We start from the raw sequence: 21,631 nt of genomic DNA on the forward strand, positions 1-21,631 counted from the left end.
AAGCGGAGAGACCTCCTTAATATTCTACTCTGCCTCGCTGAAGGAGGTCTCTCCGCTCAGCCGCCGGCAAGCCGGCGACTACGGTCGAGATGACTTTTTTTTGAAGGCAGCCTCGATCATACAGACGGCAAGTCCAGCCCGCGCTCCTTCGCGACCTCGATGGCGCGGGCGTAGCCGGCGTCGGCATGGCGCATGACGCCGGTGCCGGGGTCGTTGAGGAGGACGCGGGCGAGGCGCTCGGCGGCGTCGTCGGTGCCGTCGGCCACGCAGACCTGGCCGGCGTGGAGGCTGTAGCCCATCCCGACACCCCCTCCGTGGTGGAAGCTCACCCACGCCGCGCCGGACACCGCGTTGAGGGCGAAGTTGAGCAGCGGCCAGTCGGCCACGGCGTCGCTGGTGTCGAGCATGGCCTCCGTCTCGCGGTACGGGCTCGCGACGCTGCCCGAATCCAGGTGGTCGCGCCCGATGACGATCGGGGCGTCGAGTTCGCCGCGCCGCACCATCTCGTTGAACAAGAGCCCGGCCTTGTCGCGCTCGCGGTACCCCAGCCAGCAAATGCGGGCCGGCAGACCCTGGAATTTAAACGCCTTGATGCCCTCCGTCAGCCAGCGGTGCAGGCCGGCGTCGTCGGGGAAGAGCTTTTTCATCGCCGCGTCGGTTTTGTAGATGTCCTGCGGATTGCCCGACAGCGCCGCCCAGCGGAAGGGGCCGCGGCCTTCGCAAAACTGGTCGCGGATGAACGCCGGCACAAAGCCCGGATAGGCGAACGCGTCCTCGTACCCGCCCTGCCGGGCCATGGCCCGCAGGTTGTTGCCGTAGTCGAAGGCGACGGCGCCGGCGCGCTGCATGGCCACGATGGCCTCGCAGTGGCGGGCCATGGCGTCGAACGTGCGTTTTTTGTAGCCGGCGAGATCCTTCGCGCGCAGCTCGTCCGGGTCCTCGTCGGCGCTGAGGATGGGGATGTAGCCCACGAGCGGGTCGTGCGCGCTGGTCTGGTCGGTGACGAGGTCGGGGATGAACCCGCGGCGGACCATTTCGGGGAGCACTTCGGCGGCATTGCCGAGCAGCCCGATGCTCAGGGGCTGGCCGGCGGCCTTCGCGGCCTCGGCCTGGCGGATGGCGTCGCCCAGGTCGCGTGTCCACGTATCCAGATATGCGGTTTCGATCCGCCGCTGGATGCGGGACGGGTCGATCTCGACGACGAGGACGACCCCGCCGTTGAGCGTCACCGACAGCGGTTGTGCGCCGCCCATGCCGCCGAGGCCGGCGGTGACGGTGATCGTCCCCTTCAGGCTCCCCCCGAAATGCTTGCGCGCCGCCGAGGCGAAGGTCTCGTAGGTGCCCTGGAGGATGCCCTGGGTGCCGATGTAGATCCAGCTGCCGGCGGTCATCTGGCCGTACATCATCAGGCCGAGTTTATCGAGCCGGTCGAACTCGTCCCAGTTGGCCCAGTTGCCCACGAGGTTGCTGTTTGCGATGATGACGCGCGGCGACTGCGGGAAGGTGCGGAAGACGCCGACGGGCCGGCCGGACTGGACGAGGAGCGTCTCGTCGTTCTCCAGCCGGTCGAGCACGGCGACGATGCGATGGAAATCCTCCCACGTCCGCGCCGCCTTGCCGCGGCCGCCGTAGACGATCAGCTCGTCGGGCTTTTCGGCATTGGCGGGGTCCAGGTTATTCATCAGCATCCGCTTCGCGGCTTCCTGGATCCAGCCCCTGGCGGTTTTTTGTGCCCCTGTGGGGGCGTGGACGGGCTTTATCATGTCATCATCCTATCGATACTGGAACAAAGCCACCTCGCCGGCGGTCGACGCGACGTCTGTTTAACGAACATCCTATCGATCATGGCCCGGGTCAAGGTCTCTCCCAAATATCAGGTCGTCATTCCCCAGGAGATCCGGGAATCGCTCGATCTCAAGCCCGGCCAGGAGGTCGAGGTGATGCTGATCGAGGACCGGATCCAGATCATCCCCGTGCGCCCGATGGTTTCGATGCGGGGCTACCTCAAACACATCGGCGCACCGTTCGAGCGGGGAGGCGATCGGCCGTTATGAACGTCATCGACGCCTCCGCCTGGATCGAGTTTTTCAAGGATGGCCCGAACGCGGCCGCTTTCCAGGCGCCGATTCTCGACCAGGCCAACCTGCTGGTGCCGGCGACGGTGCTGTACGAAGTGTTCCAATATACCATCCGGCACGGGTCGGAACAGCAGGCGATGCTCACCATCGCGGCGATGCGCCAGGGCCGGGTGATCGACATCGATGCCGCGCTGGCGCTCTCGGCGGCCGGCCTGAGCCGGCAGCACAACCTGCCGATGGCGGACAGCCTGGTCCTCGCGGTGGCTCGCCGTTACGAGGCGACGTTATGGACGCAGGATGCGGACCTCAAAAACCTCGAGGGGGTGCGGTACTTCGGGAAAGCCTGAGCGGCGTCAGGCGTCGATCGACTGACAGGCCGCGACGAACGTCCACATCGCGACGGCCGCCAGCCGGCTCGTCCGGTCGTCGATGTCGTAGATCGGGTTGACTTCGGTGATCTCGAAGATACGGCTCCGGGGATCGCCGCCTGCGATTTCAGCGATTTCGAGCAAATCCGCGGCGCGGAGACCGGCGGGATTTGGCGCGCTCACCCCCGGCGCGTCGGCGGCGGTAACCACGTCCATGTCGATCCCCCAGAAGATCGCCTCCGCCGGCAGGGACAGGATCTCGCCAAATACTTCGCCGATCCCCAGGTACTCCAGTTCGTCCTGCGCGATGCCCCGGACGCCCAGCCCGTCGAGATACGCGGCATAGGCCGTCGCATTGGCGAAGCGCTGATAGCCGATTTCGAAAAAGAGTTCGGGATCCAGATGCCCCTCGTCAAGCAGCTGGCGGTAGGGCGTTCCGCTGTTGCGCGGCGTGTCGGCGCGGACGTCGAAGTGGGCGTCGATGTTGAAGGCCAGAGGCGAGGGGCATTCCATCGCGAGGCCCGAGGCGTCCGGATAAGAAACGTCGTTCCCGCCGCCCAGCACAATCAGGGTCTTGTCGTCCCGCACGACCGCGCGGACGATTTCGCGGTGCCGGTCGTGGATTTCTTCGAGGGATACGTCGGCCGGCGTGTCTCCCAGGTCGCACAGCTTCAGCGGGGGGCCCTCTTCCAGCCCGAGCAGGGCCAGCTTGTAGAACTGCCGGCGGATGGCGGCCGGCGCGTTCCGGCTCCCCTCCCGCCCCCTGTTTCGGCGGACACCCTCGTCCTGCGGGCATCCGAGGATGACGATGCGGGCCGCCTCGTAGTCGGCCGCCGACGTGCCGACGACCTCGCCGAGACGCGGGTCGTTGGGGTCGCCGCGGCGAAAAAGCAGATCGGGGGAGACAGGGATGGTGGTTTGCATGGGCGGCAGCGAGTCGGAGGTAGTCCCTGGACTACGCGCGGGATGAACTTAGTATTCGGCTTTTGCGATGTGCGGGGGTCTTTACGCCTCGTGTTTGCGCCAGTAGAGGATGGCGGCGAGCGCCGTCAGGAAGGCCACGATGGCGAGCAGGATAAACACCGCGTTCCACCCGAAGCGTTGCGCGACGGCGCCGACGCCCCAGCCGGAGAGGATGCTGCCGAAGTAGCCGGCGCTGTCGACCATGCCGGCAGCGGTCGAACTGCCCTGCTTGCCGCCGAGGTCGAGCGAGATGGCGCCGGCCAGGAACGCGTAGGGACCGAGCATCAGGAAGGCCGAGATCGACACAAAAACGACCGGCAGCACCGCATTTTCGATACCCGTCACGCTCCCCATCACGACGAGGATGGCGACGAGCGGGATGAGCGACATCACCATGATGCCGGCCCGCTTGCCGCCGGCCATTTTGTCGGACAGGTACCCGGTGAGCAACACCGCGAAGCCGCCGAAGAGGGGGAAGAACAACGAGAGCTGCCCCGCGTCGCCGGCCGAGAGCTGGCCCACTTCGGCCAGGTAGGTCGGCGTCCAGAAGTTGAACGCCTCGCGCATCAGCGTCAGCCCGAACGACATGAAGGCCACGAGCCAGAAGGCGGGGCTCCGGAAAAACGGCAGGAGGAGCGCCATGAGATTCGGCGGGCGCTCCCGCTCGCCGGCGTCGCCGAAGACGTTTTTGGGGTTCACCTCCACCTCCGGGAGCCCGACATCCGTCGGACTGCTCTTGAGCGTGAAGAAGTCCACCACGGCGATGACGCCGAGCACCGCCGCCGAGGCGAAAAACACCCCCTGCCACGAAAACCCGATGCCGATCAGCTTGCCGAGAAACAGCCGGGCGATGGCGTCCCCAAAAAGGAAGCTGAGGCTCATGATCCCCATCACCCACCCGTAGCGCTTGTACGAGAACCAGTTGGAGGAGATCTTGACGAGCGCCCCCCACCCCATCGACTGGACCAGGCGGTTGATGGCCCAGGCCACGAAAAAGACGCTGATCCCTACGCCGGTCCCGAACAGCACCGTCGCCCCGATCGAGGCCGCCATGCCGAACAGAAACATCCGCCGGCCCCCGACGAAGTCGCACAACACGCCGTTGAGCAGCTTCCCGATCGCATAGAAAAACACCCCGACCGATGCGATCGCCCCGAGCATTTCCTTATCCAGCCCCTGATCCCCGAACGCCTCCAGCAATAACGGAGACGCTACCGAGAAGTTGGAGCGGCAGAAGTAATAGCCGGCATACCCCACAACGAGCGAAAGCATCGTCGTGGTCTGCCACTTCCTGAGCTCCGGAGAGCGGGTGTCGGTTTCGGTCATCGGGTTACTGGTTGGCAGGTTGGCAGGTTTTCAGATTACAGGTTGGCCGATGGCAAGCCTCAATTTCCCTGTTGCGATGTACGATTTTCATTCTCCTGGGCCCACGCCTGCATCAGCTCGACATTGTCCATCTCGGGGGATTCGGAGAGGGATTCCCAGTTGAAGTCTTCGTCGAGCGGGTCGAGGGCTTTCTGGGGGTCGAACAGGCGGAGGTCGGGGGCGACGGCGGCATAAGGGGTTGCGTCCGGCGTGTCGGTGAAGAAGTCCGCCAGCTCGGTGGCGCCGGCGTCGTACTGGTTGAGGTACGGCACGCCCGTGAGGTGCCAGATCGTCTTCATGATGCTGCCGAAGCTGTAGTGTTCGGACGACACGTAGCCTTTTTTCGTGTAGGGCGAGATCACCATGAGCACGCTCCGGTGGGCATCCACGTGGTCCACCCCACCCTGCGGATCGTCCTCGGTGACGATGATAGCCATCTTCTCCCAGTAGGGCGTGTGGCTCAGGTACTCGACGACGCGGCCCAGCGCGAGGTCGTTGTCGGCCATGTAGCTCTCGAAATAGGGGTAGCCATCGTCGATGCGCTCGCCGGAGCCGTGGTCGTTGGGCAGCATCATGGTCACGACCTGCGGCATGGGTTCGCCGCCGTTCATCCAGCGCTCCTCGAACTCCTCGATGAACATGTCCGCCCGAAACTGGTCGGGAATGCTCGTATTGTACGTGGCGAACTTGCGGGACGTCCGTTCGAAAAGCGGCCCCGGCATCGGGTAGTTGATGGGGAGGCGTACGCCGGTGTATTTGTACGCCTGCTCCTCGCTTGCGCCGGCGAATTCGAAGCCCAGCCCGAAGTTGAAGAAGTCGATGCCGAAGCGATCGAAGTGGTCCCAGATGCTGCCGGCCTCGTTGTAGTCTTCGGGATAGATCACGCCGGACGATCCCACGAACGAGAGCATGCCCGGAGCGGTGGAGTTGACCCGGAGCCGCCGGCCGCCGCCGTAGCTCGCCGCCACCGTCGTCTCCGTCCATTCGTTCGGATAAACCCCCACCAGCCACCGGTGCCCGTCGGCCGAGACGTCGGAGTCGCAGTAAAAATTGTCGCCGATGGCAAATTCGCGGGCCAGCTTGTGGTGATTGGGCATCACATCGACTTCCGGCACCGTGCGCGACCCGTCGCGGCTGCGCACCGTCACGCCGGCGCCGAACCGGGCCAGCGAAGGCTCGCCCTGGCCGCCCGCGATCTGGCCGAAGACCTCGTCGTACGTCCGGTTCTCCTTGGTGATGAAGACGACGTGCTCGATGGGCGAGCGGCGTTCGCCGGGGTAGAGCGGCACGGGGTTGCCGGCGCGCGCACGAACGGCCGCGCGATCCACCGACGCGAAGGTGAAGTTGTTGCGCACGACCTGCGCGGTTTCGGCCGCGAGGGCCTCATCCGGCGGGATGTCGAGCACGTTCACGTACCCGAACATCAGGTTGCCGACGTAGCTGCCCTCGGGACCGGCCTCGAACGCCGGCCCGCCGTTGGGGCCGCTGCCGTGGCCCTTGGCGTTTGCGACGACGAGCTGTTTCCCGTCGGGGGAAACGGCGAGTTTGGAAGGAAACCAGCCGGTCGGGATGTGCCCCAGCACCTCGCCCGATCCTGTATCCACCACGCCGACGGCGTTGATGCCGGCCTCGGCCACATAGAGCCGCGTCCCATCCGGCGAGAGCGCGAGCCCGAACGGGATGAGCCCGCGCAGCCGGTCGAGCCGCGGGTCGAGCCGGAGTTCGATGGTGGAGACGACCGTATCCTGCTGGATGTCGATCACCGAAATGACGTCGTTGTTGCCGTTGCTGACGTAGGCGCGGGTATTGGTCGAGACGAGGCTGTTCGGGCTTGCTCCGCCGACCGTTTCGACCCCGTCGCGCTCCTCGCCGACGAGGTATCCGGTCTTGATTTTGGAGATGACCCGCGGCGCCGCCGGCGAGGAGACATCGATCCCCCAGACCGAATACGCCTCCAGCGCATTCGGGTCGCCCAGACCCGGCGCGTGGTAGGCTTCCACATCCACCCCTTCTTCCGCTTCCTCGCTTCGGTAACCGAACGGCGGATACGTCGACCCGAAGTCCTCCCGCTCTTCTTCTTCCTCTTCTTCCGCCTCGAGGAGGGCGTATTCGAACTGGCCTACATTCGCGACATACACCCGCGACTGGTCCGGCGTGAGCGTGATCCCGAACGGATAACGCCCGACGGCCACGCTGGCCTGGATCGTCCGTTGCCGGGTATCGACTACGATCAGGCGAAAGTTGGTCTGGTCGACGGCATACAGCGTCCCGCCGTCGGCGCTGAGGACGAGGTCGCCGATGTAGCTATCCTCGTAGTCGCGCCCGCCAAACGGCACGTTGGCGTCGATCTCCCCGATCCGCCGGCGCGTCTGGAGGTCGAACAATACGACGCGCCCCTCCTGCCCGCCGCCGACATACAGCGTCCGGTCGTCGGGAGCGATGGCGAGGCCCATAAAGACGGCGGAAAGCACGTCGGCGTCGGTGTTGGCGCCTTCGGGCACCTGGTGGACGGCCGGCGTCTCGCCGAGCACATCCTCCAGGATGGAAATGGAGAAGGGCCGGACGCCCGAATTGGCCGTCACCGCCACGCGGCCGTCGGGGCTCAGGATGAGGCCGTAGGGATGCGGGGCGACGCGGTATTGACGGCCGCGGGGTGTGAGCAGCCGGCCGTTCGGGATGACGGTCTCGCCGGCCAGCGCGATGGCGGCGGGTCGCGCGCCGGCGGGGGCGCTGGCGATCCACTGGGGCGCCTCGGGCCGGCAGCCGGCGAGGGCGACGAGGACGATGAGGGCGAGGGTAGCTTTCAGATTCATGGGGCATTCGGTAGGATGGGCGGCGTCGACGGCGGCGCGGAACGCCAGTTCGGGTCGACGATCGGGAAGGCCATCTTGTTGGAATTGCTCTTGAGCAGGTTGACGGTCTGATACGGATTCGAGGGCGACACGTAGAGCGTCAGCGTATCGAGCATGTGTTCGTCGATCCAGACCTCCTCGCCGGCCAGGAGGCTGTCGGCCACACGCCGGCGCGCCTCGAGGGCGTACCGGCTCGTCAGGCGGCTGCGCTGGGCGGCCGTGAGCGAGTCGTACGGGATGGCGGCCTCGCCGAGCTGGCGGGTGCCGGCTTCGTAGAATGCGCGGAGCGCGTCCGGCGCCGGCGCGTGCTCCTGTTCGAGCAGGCGGGCGTATTCCTGGAAGAGCCATTTCTCCTTCCAGCGCTGCATCGCGCGCTGGAAGGCGGGCGATCGGTCGAGCCGCTCGTCGCGCGCGATGCCGAGCAGCACCTCGTCGCGGACGACGAGGGCGACGATATCGGCCAGCCGCGCCTTGAACTGGCGGGGATCGTCGGGGCGGATGATGTAGCGGCCGGGGGTAAAGTGCGCGAGGAAGTCGCGGATCGTCCACGCCGCGTCGCGATACGTGACCAGGGGTTCGTCGAAATGCGCCCGGAGCTGCTGCGCGTAGGGCGTGTCGAGCCCCTCCTCATCCAGGTAATAAAGCAGATTACGTTCGGGTGTCGCGGCCTGGTACCACGCCAGCAGCGCCTCGTTGAGGATCTCGAAGCCGGCGCGTTTCGTGGTGACGCCGAGCGGCTCCATGGTTTCGGCGACGAAGGCGCTGCCCTGCTGCATCGCCTTGCGGTTGTAGATGATCTTCCGGTAGCTGGGGGATTTCTGGGCGTAATCGACGTCCGAGAGCCGGGTCCGCGTCACATTTATTACCTCCATCACATACCAGTTGCCCTGGTACTGCAGCGGTTCGGAAGGCGTGTTCAGCGGAAGTTGCTGGATGAGGGCGAGCAGCTCGGGATCGGTCGACTCGGCATCCATCAGCGGCGAGGTGAGGCGGTCGGCGAAGGCGTCGAGTTCGGGCAGCTCGGCGCGGCGCTCGGCGAGGGCGGCATCGAACCCGCGGGCCTGGACGGCGGCGTAGAGGTCGCGGGCGTCCTGCTCGCCGGCGGCGGGGATGAAGCGAAACTGGAAGCGGACGGCGGCCTTGTTGATCTCCTCGCGGATCTCGTCCTCGGTCACCTCGATGGCGTCGAGCACGCGGGCGTTGAAGACCTCTTCCACCAGCAGCTCCTCGCGCAGTGTCCGCATGGCGTGCTGGATGGCGGGCAGCGTATCGAGCTGCAGGGCCCGGGCCTTGCGCGCCATCGCCGTTTCGAGGAGCATGTAGTCGAGATAGGCCCGCCTGGGGTCATCGCCCCGGCGCAGGTGGCCGTAGCCGAACTCGTAATTGAGGCGAAACTCCTCGGCCGTGATGACGGTGTCGCCGACGCGCGCGAGCACGGGCTCATCCGGCGCGGCGGGCCTGCAGGACAACGCTATCGATGTGAGTGCCAGGAGGCAGGCGTACTTCATACCGCGACAAAAAAGAGGGAGCCGACACATGCGAACATACGCCGGCTCCTCTCTATGCACAATCATGGTCCATGCACACAGGCATCACAGATTGCCAGAACACCTGAAACATCGAACCCGTAACCTGAAACAGCGCCGGCAGGCCGTTGGCCTGCCGGCATCCGTTTTTACTTCAGCAGCAGCATCTTGCGGACGCTGACGTAGTTGCCGGCTTTGATCCGGTAGAGGTACATGCCCGAGGACAGGCCCGACGCGTCGAACTGGACGCTGTACTGGCCAGCCGCCTGCAACCCGTCGACCAGCGTGGCCACACGCTGGCCCAGCAGGTTAAAGACTTCCAGCGTCACCTGCGATGCATCCGGCATCTGGTACTCGATGGTCGTCGTCGGGTTGAACGGGTTCGGGTAGTTGGCGAACAGCTCGAACTTGCCCGGTACTTCGCCGTCCTCGACGCCGACACCCGTCAGCTTCGTGAGACGGAACTTGTACTCGCCGCGAGCGGGGTCGCGCCAGCGGCTCGACGTCTGCTCACGCGGTGCGACGTGCGCGTCTTCACCCACCACGAGGATGTAGTGCGTGCCGGCGGTCTGGACCGTGTACTCGATCCGCGAGTGCCAGTCGTCGAAGGTAGCGCCGTCTTCGAGGGTGACGCTGTTGTCGTCGTTGTTGGCCACCTGGCTGCGATCCGGGCCGTACATGTACATGTAGGCGTCGAAATCGCGCGGCCATGTCGGGCCGTCGAACGGCAGCGTCTCCGCGATGAGGATGTCGCCGACGTTGGCTTCGACCTTGAAGTAGTCGAGGTCGTCGTTGAAGTCCTCACCTTCAGCGTCGTACAGCATGTACTGCTGGACCGAGCCGTCGGCCGGATGTTCGGGCAGGAGGTCGGCGGCGTCGAACGAGTTGTTCGGTTCGCCGGCGGCCGCGAGCGCCTCGATCGGGTTGGACCGCATGAGCACCTGGTAGCTGCCGTCGGTGCCGAGGTTAGCCGGCGCGCCGAGACGCAGGTAATAGGTGGCATCCTCGGTCGGGATGATGTTCAGCTTGATGTTGCTCCCGTTGTTGCGGGTGCGCCAGCCGCCCGTCTCCGAGTCGGTGATGTCCGTCGCCGTATCGGTCGAGAGGTACAGGTTGGCCGTATCGCTGAAGCTGTCGAGGCCTTCGCCGCGGAAGGTGCGGATGTGGTAGATGTTGCCGGCCTTCAGGTTGAAGGCAAACACATCGACATCCCCTTCCGTCATCGTCGCTTCCGTCGTGCTGAAATCCTGAACCAGCGTGGCGGTCTCGAATTCGTTGTTCGGTTCCGATTCCGCGCCGCTGTAGCTGATGCGGAACTTGTACTCGCCCGACGTCGGGTCGCGGTCGTCGCCCCCGTTGTCGTCGTCGAGGAAGTCCTGCGAGCCAAGGACGCAGTAGTAGACGCCGGCTTCCGTCACGTCGTACGTCGACTTCGTGTGCCAGTCGTCGAACAGCGTGCCGTCTTCGAGGACAACCGCCGCGTCGTCATTGCTGGCGAGTACGGTCGTACCGTCGGCGGCGAGGATCCGCGAGAACATGTCGCTGTCGCGGCCCCAGTTCGGACCGTCGAACGGCAGCGTTTCGCAGGAGAGCGTCTTGCCGGGCTCGTCGATCTGGACGCGGTAGACGTCCACGTCGTCGAAGAAGCGGGCGTTATCCGGGTTGTAGAGCATCGCGCGGCGCACCAGCCCGTTGGGGTCGATGTTGCCGATCGCATCGGCCGCGGCCGCGTCGTTGTTGGGTTCGAACGCGGCGGCGATCTCTTCGATCGCGTTGCTCTTCATGTGGACCTCGTAATCCCCGCTGCCGCCGGCCGGCGGCGTGATCTTGATCAGGTACTCGGCATCTTCAGCGGGCAGAATCTGCACCTTGAAGTTGCTGCTGCCGTACCGACCATTCCAGTCCGATCCGTCGTGGATCGACGTCTCGGGGTCGCTGGCGAGGTAGAGATCGACCTGCATCGCACCGCCCGTCGTGTTGTTCATCGACCGGACGTGGTAGATCTTGCCGGCTTCCGCGCGGACGCGGTACCAGTCGACGTCCGTCGACGTCAGCGAACCGGCCAGGAAGCCGTCGAGCAGCAGCGTCGCATTGTCGGCGGTGTCGTTCGGCTCGGCTTCGCGCGGCGGTTCGCCCACGTTGAGCGAATACATGCCGACGGCGTTGTTGCCGTAGTTGCCGGCCGACGTGCCCGCGGCGGCGCGCACCCGGAGGATGTATTGTCCGTCCGCCGGCAGCGCTGCCGACAGGGCCGACATCGCATCCGCGCTCGCGGCGCCGGTGGCGACGACGCTCAGGCCGCCGTCGAGCAGATCCACGACGCCCTTGAAGTCGTCGTTAACCACGCCGCTCGAGATCGACTGCAGCTTGGCGTTCACCTGCTGGCCCGCGAGGCCGTTGAAGACGTAGTGATCGACGTCGCCCGCCGGGAAGATGATGCCTTCCTGACGCGGCTGACCAACGCCCACGAGAATCGCGGCGTTCGCGATCGCATCCGGCGCCGTATCGTTCGGCTCGGCGCGGATCAGGCGCTGGAAGATCGGATCGTCCGTCACGGCGAGGCCGTAGTTGCCGGCCGAGGGACCCGTCACCTTCAGCAGGTAGGCTCCCGTGGCGGCCGGCACGAAGCCGACGATCCGGAAGTCGTTGCCGCTGGCGCCCTGCGCGCCGGTGCCGGCGAGCAGGTTCGACGAAAGCGTCTTGTTGCCGTCGATGTCTTCCGACTCGTGGTACAGCTCGACGCCGATGACGCCCGAGACCGACGAGTTGTACGACAGCAGGTTGTACATGCGCATTTCGTTCATGAACAACCGGTAGTAGTCGACATCGCCGGCGCCCGAGAAGCTGCCTTCGATGGCTTCGCCGGTGCGCGGGATGATGCCCATCGCTTCATCGGCGGTGTCGTTCGGCTCGTTGTTGGCCTCGACGAGGTCGTTCGCGTACTGGTGCGCGTAGAGGTAATACGGGAAACGGCCCGGATCGCGGTTGTCGACCGCCTGTTCCGGGTTACGCGTGTTGGACGCCCAGGCGCCGGCCCACAGCCACAGCGGAGCGCCGAGGTCGGCTTCCGTGATCGCGTAGGTCAGGCGCGGATGGATGTTGTTCGGGCTTCCCGTCGCGCTCTGGGATTCCCGGCCGGCGTCGTCGCTGGAGACCAGTTCCGCCGAAAACTCGGCGTTGTGGAGCGAGAACAGACCGTCCGCCCAGCGCGTGTTGCCCGGCCCGATCGAGCCGTCGACGTCGCGGTAGTAGCCGTAATACGGCAGCATCTCGACGAGGAGGGTGTGATTGGCCTTGAGGTTGTTGATCGCGTAGATGTCGACGTCCTCATCGCCCTGCTCGAGCAGCTGCGAATAGACGCTGTTCATCTGGCGAGGGCGCGGGTCGATGGTGCCCGCGCTCGGCACGCCGGCGATGGCTACCTTGACGGTGTCCGGAGCGAACGTCATGAAGGCGCGCACGACGGCGTCCGTCGGCAGTTCCGACGACGGGTTGAGCAGCGCTTCCTCGAACGTGTTGTTCGGCTCGGCGCGCGACACCAGCGGGTCGAGGTCGATCGCGTAGGCGCCGATGTAGTAGGTGCCTTCGTTGCCGAGCGACTTGATCGGCCGCTGGGCGCCGCCGCCCTCGCCGTTGAAATAGAACAGGTAGTAGGTGCCGAGCACCTTCTCGCCCGTCGCTTCGTCGATCGGCACCGTCCAGCCCGTCAGACGCGAGTCGCCCGAGTTGGCGCGGTGGTCGGTCGTGCGGCCGAGAATGTCGCCGGCGATCTGGTCGTTCCCGTCCTCGCCGCCGAACGCAACGACGAACGTCGTGTCCAGGTCGGATTCATGGAAGAGGCGGACGCTGGCCGTGAACTGGTCTTCGTCGACGTTGACCGGGCCCCGGTAAGTGTGCGTCGTCCCGAAGAAATACATCTTGTTCGGGTCGGCCGTGAACTTGTAGACGTCGAAGTCGCCGACGGTGAAGGAAGCCTGTATCAGACCGCCCGTGTACGGCGCCGCAGCCGCCGGGATGGCGACGGAAGGCGTGGCGAGCACGTCGTCGATGTCGTCGGCCGTATCGAAGTAGTCGTTCGGCTCGCTTTCAGCACGCACGACATACCGATCGTCCTGCGCGCCGGTGAAGAAGAAGGGGCGGATGTTTTTCGCATCCTGATAGGCATCGGCCGCCTGTTGCAGCCGGATGGGATCGTCGCCGTATTTGGCCACGATCTCCTCGTAGTTCGGTCCGTAGAGGGACTGCAAGGCCTGTGCGTTGGCGGTCTTTTGCTGCGCCGAAGCGCCGCCGACAACCAGCAGACTCAGCAATACCCCGCAGACGAGAGCGGTAGCTTGTTTCATGATGGCAGATGGTGTGGTTTGGAAAAACAGAATAGCGATTAGCGATTCGTGATTAGCGATTGGAGAGGGGTGTCGCCGGCTTTTCGCCACGCAAGCCCCCTCACAAATCGCTATTCGCTATGCGCCAATCACTCCTCTAGAGGTAGACGCCCAGGCTGAGGCGATGCACCTTGGTCAGGATGCCCCAGTCCGAATAGGCGTAGTCAAACACAAAATCGCTGCGGTCTTTCAGCGTGTACTGGATGCCGCCTCCGAAGGTCAGACCGTTGATGGAATTCCGCTCGAACCGGTTGAGGTAGCCCACGCGGAAGAAGATAATGTTGTTGAAGCCGTATTCCAGCCCCATATTCATGCTTTCCGTCGCCCCCGTGGGGTGCATCAAGTCGACGGCGGTGGTCAGGTTGCCGCGTCCGGGGAGCGGTGTTTCGTACGACAATCCGAACCGAAAAATCTGCGGCAGCGGCGCCGAGTCGGTCTTGTACGTCACCGGGATATTCTCGATGCCCCGGTTTTCGGGGTCCGGGTCGATGATGTTGTTGAGGTTCTTGCCCGATAGGCTGATGTCCGCCCCGAAATTCGAGATGCTCGACCCGATCATCAACCCGCGGAGGGGCGTCTGGTAATAGACGCCGGCATCGAGCGCCACCTGGCTGCCGCGCTCCGTCCAGATCCGCTGGCTGATGTATTTGCCCGTGATCCCGAACGAAAACGAGGGAATGAGCTTGGCCGAAAACGAGACGTTCACCGCGTAGTCCTGCGCGTCGTACCGTTCCCCGGTGCCTTCCGGGGCATCGACCGTGCGCACGACCTGCTCGGGGACGGCGAGCGAGGTGAAGCTCAGGCCGATGACGCTGCTGAAGAACGGAAGCGGCGTCGCGACGCTGAAGAAGTCGAACGACGTCTCGGCCAGCCACTCGGTGTGGGTGAACGAGACGCCTAGCCCGTCCATGTAGGCCAGGCCGGCGGGGTTCCAGTAGATCATCTCCGTGCGGCCGGCCTGCGCGGTGTAGGCGCCGCCCATCGCCTCCGCCCGGGCGCCGACGCCGATCTCGAGGAAGGCCGCGGCGACCGTCCCGTTGTTGGAGACGTTCTGTACGAAATTCTGCCCCCGCGCCGAGGGCGCGCCGGCGAGCAGTAACCCGACGACCAGCAGTGCAGCACGCATCGCAATCGATTTCATTGTCCTACTCCGATCGAGTTACTTGATGATGGAAAAGCGGCCGATCTTCTCGCCGATACCCGGCGCCTCGACGTGGTAGATGTACACCCCGAAGGCGACATCCAGCCCGTCGTCCGACTGCAGGTTCCAGCTCTCGATACTGTCCTCGATGGGGGCTGAATGCGAGAGGGTCTTCACCAGCCGGCCGCTCATCGTAAAGATCCGGATCGTGCATTCCTGCGGCAGATTCCGGAAGTCGATACGCCGCTCGCCCCGGCTCGAGAGCTGGATGTTGCGCGGTTCGAGCGAGTTGACCGCGATATAGGGGTCGGGGACGACGTAGATGTTGTCGAGTGAGGATTCCTCGATGACCTCGGGCACGGTGTTGCCCTCCACCTTGAAGGTGAGCACGTCGTCCCGATCGAACGGCTTGCTCGTTTCGAGGAGGTACACGTCGCCGGCCACCGGCATTTCGTTGCGCGTCACGTTGTTGAGCGTGGCGAGCGCCTGGGCCGGCGTGGGGTTGGCCAGGATGAGGGCGCGCATGCCGGGCGAGAGCGCCGTCAGCGAGTCCACCACCTCATCGTACCACACGTCGATCTCTTCCAGGAAGTCGTCGATCTCCAGGGTTTCGAGGTCCTCGCCATACGGCAGCGCCCCGAAGCCGCGGACGTTGCGGACGGCCAGCGAGTCGTACAACGTATTCGCGTTCACGCCCACCTGCCCCATCACGGCCTGCCCCGTCGCGGAGAGGCCGAGGCGGAATTGCCAGGTCGACCGGGCGTAAAACGTGTAGCCCGAAAGCGGCACGCCGAGGACGCGGACGTTCACGATGTCGCCCGGGGAGAGGGCCCCGCGGACACTGTCCGCCGGCAGCAGCGGCGCAGCGGCCTCCGTCAGCTGGAACGGCACCTTGCGGGGATTATTCAGGTCCGTCACATCCCAGATCGAAAAGTTCGTCTGGATGCGGTTGCGCGGAGAGAGCGCATTCGAGGTGTCGACGCCCATTTCGCCGACCCGGAGTTCGTAGTCGTGCGGGACGGCGTCGCCCCCATCCGGCACGAGGATCGTCACCGGGACACGGGGAATCGCCGTGCCGCGTGGATTCGGGCCGTTGTCCATCCATCCGGTCGTGACCGGCTCGGGGCGGGTCGGGCCGTTGAGTTCGATCTTCATCCCGTCGTACAGACGGGCGTTGAGCACATCGTTATTGAAGATCGCGGCGCCGCGCGAGCCGACCGGGCTCGTCGCCAGCGTGTCGCCCGTCGTGACGTTGCGGAAGACCCAGCCCGTCGTCAACCCGTTTTTCAGGAAGACCGGGTCGATCTCGGCAAAGGAGTTGTCGTCCGTGAAGGTGATCGCGTAGTCGTAGCCCTTGCTGTTGGCGTCGTCCGGGATCAGGAACTGGACGTTGAGGCTGCCGCTCGCATTGCCGCCGCGTTCGATGCGCCCATCCGCCAGCTGCGGCTCGACGTACCCCAGCGCGTGCGGCTGCGGCACAACCACCGCGGCGTTGCGGTCGACGTTGATCGGCCGGTCGAACGCGTCCACCTCGATGATCTTGGAGCTTTCCGTCGGCGACAGTTCGGCGAGGGACTCGAACTTGGAGATCCCGCGATCGAAGAACGACGTGTGGTAGCCCTGGTCGACGGAGACGACGGCGTAGTAGTAGGTCCGGCCGTTGTCGACCGTGGAGTCGACGAAGCTGTATTTCAGGCCGCTGTCCGAGCCCATGTCGTACGACACGCCGAACTCCCCTACCGGCACCGGGTGCGCGCCGAACAGGCCGTCCTTGAGGTCGAACTGAACCTTGTCGCCCGTGGCGCTCAGCAGCGGCTCCCAGAGGAGCGGGTTGCCGAAGGCGTCGGTGATGGTCTTGATGTCGTTGAATTCAGGGTCCGTGCTGCGGTAGACCTTGTACATCTCGAAATCCAGCCCGTAGATGGGGTCGCGCGAGATCTCGGCGCTCTGATCCCACACCAGCGTCACCTTCTTGTCCCCCGGCACGGCCGTCAGGAACGGAGTGCGCGGCGGTCGGGCGAAGTTGTAGTCGGCGTCGTAGATGTTCTGCATCGTCCGCTTGTTGCGGAGCATGTCCTGGAAGTCGTTGCCGCAGAAGAAGGCGAGCGAGAACCGCTGGGTGAGGCCCTGGGCGATCTTCGAGTAGCCGGAGCTGTAGGCGTAGATCACGTCGGCCGTTTCGGTCGGGACGATAAACTCCGCCTCGTCCACCGGCTGGATGTATTCGCGCCAGAACAGCTGGTCGTCGTCGAGGTCGCGGTCGAAATCCGACGGCGTCCGGATCACCATGTTGGTGAGGCCGATCTGGTCGATCTCGTCGTTGTCGGTGAACTCGAAGTTCGGCTCGCCGGGGTCCGGGACGCCGTTGGCTTCGGTGCCATCGGGGTCGGGGCCGGGGTAGTTCTCGTTTTCGGGGCCGACGCCGTCGGAGCCGGTGTCGTCCAGCAGCGGCTCGATGGTCAGGACGCCGTCGCCGTCGAGGTCTTCGCCTTCGTCGAGGATGAAGTTGTTGTTGCGGTCCTCGTTGTCGTAGATGCCATTGCCGTTGACGTCATCCCAGGTGCGCCAGTCGCCGTCGTCGTCGATGCCGTTCTCGCGGCTCTCGTCGCGGAGCCCGTCGTCGTCGTTGTCGATGCCGTCGTTGTCGATGCCCGGGCTTTCGAGGAAGCCCACGCCGGCGTAGCCGACCTTGAAGCCGTTGATGACGAGGTCGCGCTTGAGCCACTGGTAGGTGATGTCGTCCTCGGTGTCGAACAGCGCCTGGTTGTCGCCCGTGATGTCGGCGATGTCGTAGTCGACGATCATCGCGATGATGGCGCGCTCGATGTCTTTCCGGGAGATGTTCTCGACGTCGAACGTGGCGATGTAGATGTCTTCCGCGAGGATGCTGGCCCACTGGTACTGGCGGACCTTCACCTCGATGCCGAGGCCGCGCCGGCCGCCCTGATCCCAGCTACGGCGATCGGGCTCGCCGGTGGCCGGGTCGATGAACGGGTAATACGGAAATTCGTCGTTGTCGCGGTCGTCGGCGAGGTAGTAGGATTCCTGGTCGGCGCGGATGAACGAGCCGTAGGCGCCGTTCCACCGGCCGGCGCGGATGCCGGGGCGGTTGTCGCCCGGGAGCCGGTCGTCGCCGACGTACGACTGCGGCGGCCAGAACGCCGGCCACGTCTCGGCGAAGTTCGACTGCGACGTGTACTCGATGAGGTTGACGAGTTCGTTCTGGAGCAGCCCGTCGTTGTTCAGGTCCTCCCCGTCGTCCAGCACGCCGTTGCCGTTGGCATCCTCATTCAGGCCGCCGATGAAATAAAAGCCGGCGTCGGTGAGCCGCTGCCGGTCGTCGGCGTTGTCGTTGAGGCGGTTGCGGGTCGTCGGGTCCCCTTTCATGTTGTAGTAGCCAGGGACCGCCGTGAAGTGGAATTTGTGGCTGCCGCTCGGGTGGGTGTCGCCGCCGCTGCGGTTGTAGCTCTCGCTCAGGATCCGGAGGGTGTCGCCGTTGTCGCTCACCACTTCGCCGCCGACGATGAAGCTCATCGTGTGGCCGTATTCCACGCCCGACCCCTTCGGCCAGGTGATGCGGTTCGGCGAGATGGTACCGCCCCAGTAGCCGGCCGAGATGTTGACGTTGGTGACGTACGGCACCTGGATGAGGTTGCCCGAGGCCAGCCCGCCGCGCACGAAGTTGCGCAGCGAGAGGTCGGTGATGGCCTGCACCGTGGCGTCGCGCCGGCCCCGCTTTTTGCCGGCGTCCTCCCATTTCTCGATGGCGGCGTCGACCGCCTCCTGGCGCTCGAGCGCGGCCCGCTCCTCGCGGAGCGCGTTTTTCGACTGCCCGAACGCGCTGGCCGTGGCCATACACCCGATCAAAACCGCGAGCGCTATTTGCCCAACGTACGTCTTCATGAATCGCTGTATTGCAGAGTTCTGAGTGCGGATGCGAGCCGGGTGGATGGACACGCCGTTCGCGCCCTATTGCCGCCGGCGTGCATCGACGCCTTAAAAGTTGACCGTAACCGCCAGCCGGATCAGCCGCGGGGCGGAGTACCAGCTCGGGACGTTGTCGTCCTGGTTGCGGGAGAACAGCCCGACGAATTCGTTGACCCGGTTGCGGTCCGCCTGCACCACCGGCAGACGCACGATCTGGCCGGCGCGGCCGGAGACCGCATCCACGAACCGCTCGTTCAGGCGGTTGAACACGTTGTCGACCTGCAGCCGGATGCCGTACGACAGCGGGCCGGCGCTAAACCGTTTTTCGGCGCTCATGTCGAACGTGAACAGCACGGGCTTGCGCTCGGCGTTCAGGAATTCGTTGTCCGGGAAGTCGAGGTTCGGATCGAGGAACGCCGGCGTGTACGGCTGCCCGGTGGCGAGCTGGCCGATGAAGCCGACGTTCCAGTTGCCGGCGACGCCCACGTTGGCGGACAGGTTGGCGGTCAGCGTCTGGTCCCAGTCCAGCGCGATGATCTGCCGGTCGATGAACAGGTCGCCGACTTCGCCGGAGCGGCCGGCGATCACGATGTTGGCGATGTCGTTCGGGTTGGACGAGCTGCCCCGCGCGTCGGAGTAGGTGACGTCGAACGAGGTGCCCAGCAGCATCCCGACGGGCCGCGTGACGAGCGAGAACGTGCCGCCGCGCACCAGGCCGTAGTCCCGGTTCACCGTCCGCAGGTACTGGACGTTATCCAGCGTGGAGAGGATTTCGGTGCCCAGCAGGTTGCGGATGTTCTTGTAGAAGAGGTTGATGTCGACCCCAATGAAGTCCGTCAGCTGCTGCTGCAGGCCCATCTCGTACTTGATGGTCCGCTCGGGCTGGAGGTCCGGGTTGCCGACCTGCCGGTTTTCGAGCCGGCCGACGTTGATGCCGTCGAACACCGGGTTTTTGAAGATCTCGAGGTACGCCGGCATCTGCACGAAATGCCCGTACGCCACGCGGAACGCGCCGCGGGTGGAGATCGGGTAGGAGACGCCGAGGCGGGGGCTGAAATAGAACTTCGGGCTCGTGGCGGTGAAGTTGTCGGCGCGCCCGAGGCGATCGGTCGGCGTGCGCGGGTCGAGCAGGCGCTGCTCGCGCACGTCGAAGTATTCGAACCGCACGCCGGCCTTGACGACGAGGCGGGAATCGAACTCCAGCTTGTCCTGCGCGAACACGGCCAGTTCGATCGGCGACTGCTCGAAGCGGTCGTTCACGGCAAACCGCTGCAGCTCGGGCACCAGCACCGGCGTCAGCCCGGCGACGGCGTCGAAATAATCCTCGAAGTTGGGGTAGTCGAAGGCCGACGGATACGGCAGGTTGATGAAGAGCGAATCGGGATGGTCGCGGAAGACCCAGCTCCGGTCCAGATCCTCGACGACAAACGTATTCTGCCGGAACTGAACGCCGGTTTTGAACTCGTTGCGGTCGTTCACCTGCCAGGTCAGGTCGGCCGAGCCGATCAGCTGCTCTTCCTTGCGCTGGTAGGCCGTGTTGTCCGTGGCGCCCAGCGTGAAGCCGGTGACGTCGTCCTGGGCATTGATGAACTGATAGCGGGCATCCTGCACCGAGTCGAAGGCGTGCTCTTCGTAGTCGGACGTCTTGTACGACCCGCGCAGGTTGAACACCTTGTTATTCCCGATCGTCTGCTTGTAGTTGAGGATGCCCGTCCACGACGTGAAGTACTCGTGGTCCCGCCCTTCCGGCGCATACCGCCAGGCGTTGTTGAAGCCCTGGCCCTCGGACTGGTTGAAGATGCCGCCGACGGTGAGCGAGGAGCGCGCGCTCGGGCGGAAGACGAATTTAGGGTTGATGGTAAACGAGCGGCGCCAGTCCATGTCGACGATCGAGCCGTCGCCGGAGGCGAAGGTGATGGGGTTGCCGTCGCGGCCCAGGATATAGTTGCCGGCAGGCGTGCGGGCGGTATCGAGCGTGATGAGGCGGGTGTCGTCCGGCTGGTACAGGTCGCGGTACCAGCGGCGGTAGGTGTCGATCTTGAACCCGTCCTCTGGCAGAAAGTCCTCGACGCCCTTCAGATGCCCGACCCGATCCTCGTACCGGCTCGACACGAAAAATCCGAGACGGTCGAATTTCTTGATGATGGGCCCGCTCAGCGTGAGCGAGACGTCCTTGCTTTCGATGGGGTCGAAGGCGTTCGTCCCGACGAAGATGCCGTCCTCCGGCGCCAGGAAGCCGCTCCCCTGCACTTTCAGGTTGCCTTCTAGCTTGTTGCCCGGGTCGCGGGTGGTGAGGCTGACGATGCCCGACTGGGCGCCGCCGAGTTCGGCGTCAAACGTGCCGGTGAACACCTGAAGCTCCTGGATGGACTGGACCTCGAGGTCCACCGTGTTGCCGCCGCCCTGGCTGAACACGTCCTGCACCGGGATGCCGTCGACGATGTACGCCGTCTCGCGCTGCCGGCCGCCGCGAAAGTTGAAGCCGCCCTGCGCGTTCGTCACGACGCCCGGCTGAAACCGCACCAGGTCCGCCACTTCGGTGACCGGCAGGTTCTCGATCGTCTCGCGCGACACGAAGGACACCGTCGTCGTCCGGTCCCGGATCACGATCGGCCGGTCCGCGCTGACGACGATCTCCTCACCCTGAAACACCTCTTCGGCCAGCTTGCCGTCGACGGTCGTCGTGCGCCCCGAAAACACCTGGACGTCGGCCGTCTTGAGCGTCGAAAACCCGACGAAGGACATCACCACGGTGTACGTCCCGGGGGGGACGCTCAGCAGGAAGTACTTGCCGTCGGCGTCCGTGACCGTCCCGACGTACGTGTTCTCTTCGAGAAACACGTTGACACCGGGGAGCGACTCGCCGGTGGCGGTGTCGACCACCTGCCCGGAAATCTTGCCCGTGGACTGTGCCCGCGCCGGCGAGGCACACAGCGCCACACAGGCCAGCAGCACGCTGAAAAGGATCGAAAGACGGTACGAGACCATGCTCGGTATGCGTTTGCGGATGGACTGCCGGTCGGTCGGGA

Annotated in this window: 11 protein-coding genes; 2 read left to right on the top strand and 9 right to left on the bottom strand. The window is 65.1% G+C overall.

All coding sequences use genetic code 11. The annotated features are described in order from the left end of the window. Positions 1-116: 116 nt before the first annotated feature. Positions 117-1,763, bottom strand: coding sequence for a urocanate hydratase (gene hutU, locus R2834_03800; protein ID MEZ4699432.1), 1,647 nt, complete (start codon positions 1,761-1,763; stop codon positions 117-119). A gap of 81 nt (positions 1,764-1,844) precedes the next feature. Here hutU and R2834_03805 point away from each other — a divergent pair, with 81 nt between their 5' ends. Then, the gene (locus R2834_03805) at positions 1,845-2,054 is read left to right on the top strand and encodes an AbrB/MazE/SpoVT family DNA-binding domain-containing protein (GenBank protein MEZ4699433.1); all 210 of its coding nucleotides are present in this window, start codon (positions 1,845-1,847) and stop codon (positions 2,052-2,054) included. Beyond that, entirely contained in the window at positions 2,051-2,425 is a 375-nt protein-coding gene (locus R2834_03810; GenBank protein ID MEZ4699434.1) for a type II toxin-antitoxin system VapC family toxin, read from the top strand. The genes R2834_03805 and R2834_03810 overlap by 4 nt, the downstream gene beginning before the upstream one ends. Positions 2,426-2,431: 6 nt before the next feature. On the opposite strand, the gene R2834_03815 is transcribed toward R2834_03810, so the two are convergent. From R2834_03815 to R2834_03850, 8 genes are all read right to left on the bottom strand, one after another. Then, positions 2,432-3,370, bottom strand: coding sequence for a formimidoylglutamase (locus R2834_03815; GenBank protein ID MEZ4699435.1), 939 nt, complete (start codon positions 3,368-3,370; stop codon positions 2,432-2,434). An 81-nt stretch (positions 3,371-3,451) separates the two neighbouring features. After that, positions 3,452-4,735 carry an MFS transporter gene (locus R2834_03820; protein ID MEZ4699436.1) on the bottom strand — a complete coding sequence of 428 codons (1,284 nt, stop codon included), beginning with the start codon at positions 4,733-4,735 and terminating at the stop codon, positions 3,452-3,454. Between the two features lie 59 nt (positions 4,736-4,794). Beyond that, entirely contained in the window at positions 4,795-7,587 is a 2,793-nt protein-coding gene (locus tag R2834_03825) for an alkaline phosphatase family protein (GenBank protein MEZ4699437.1), read from the bottom strand. Next, positions 7,584-9,095: a peptidylprolyl isomerase gene (locus R2834_03830; GenBank protein ID MEZ4699438.1), complete on the bottom strand. Its 1,512-nt coding sequence runs from the start codon at positions 9,093-9,095 to the stop codon at positions 7,584-7,586. Before R2834_03830 ends, R2834_03825 begins: the two co-directional genes overlap by 4 nt. 206 nt (positions 9,096-9,301) lie before the next feature. After that, positions 9,302-13,495 carry a pre-peptidase C-terminal domain-containing protein gene (locus R2834_03835; GenBank protein ID MEZ4699439.1) on the bottom strand — a complete coding sequence of 1,398 codons (4,194 nt, stop codon included), beginning with the start codon at positions 13,493-13,495 and terminating at the stop codon, positions 9,302-9,304. 136 nt (positions 13,496-13,631) lie between these two features. Next, on the bottom strand, positions 13,632-14,675 hold the full coding sequence (locus R2834_03840; GenBank protein MEZ4699440.1) for a PorV/PorQ family protein: 1,044 nt from the start codon (positions 14,673-14,675) through the stop codon (positions 13,632-13,634). Between the two features lie 18 nt (positions 14,676-14,693). Further along, positions 14,694-18,578, bottom strand: a complete 3,885-nt coding sequence (locus tag R2834_03845; GenBank protein ID MEZ4699441.1) for a hypothetical protein — start codon at positions 18,576-18,578, stop codon at positions 14,694-14,696. Positions 18,579-18,671: 93 nt separating this feature from the next. Then, positions 18,672-21,590, bottom strand: coding sequence for a TonB-dependent receptor (locus tag R2834_03850; protein MEZ4699442.1), 2,919 nt, complete (start codon positions 21,588-21,590; stop codon positions 18,672-18,674). Positions 21,591-21,631 lie beyond the last annotated feature (41 nt).

It is taken from the genome of Rhodothermales bacterium, assembly GCA_041391505.1.
GTDB lineage: Bacteria > Bacteroidota > Rhodothermia > Rhodothermales > JAHQVL01 > JAWKNW01.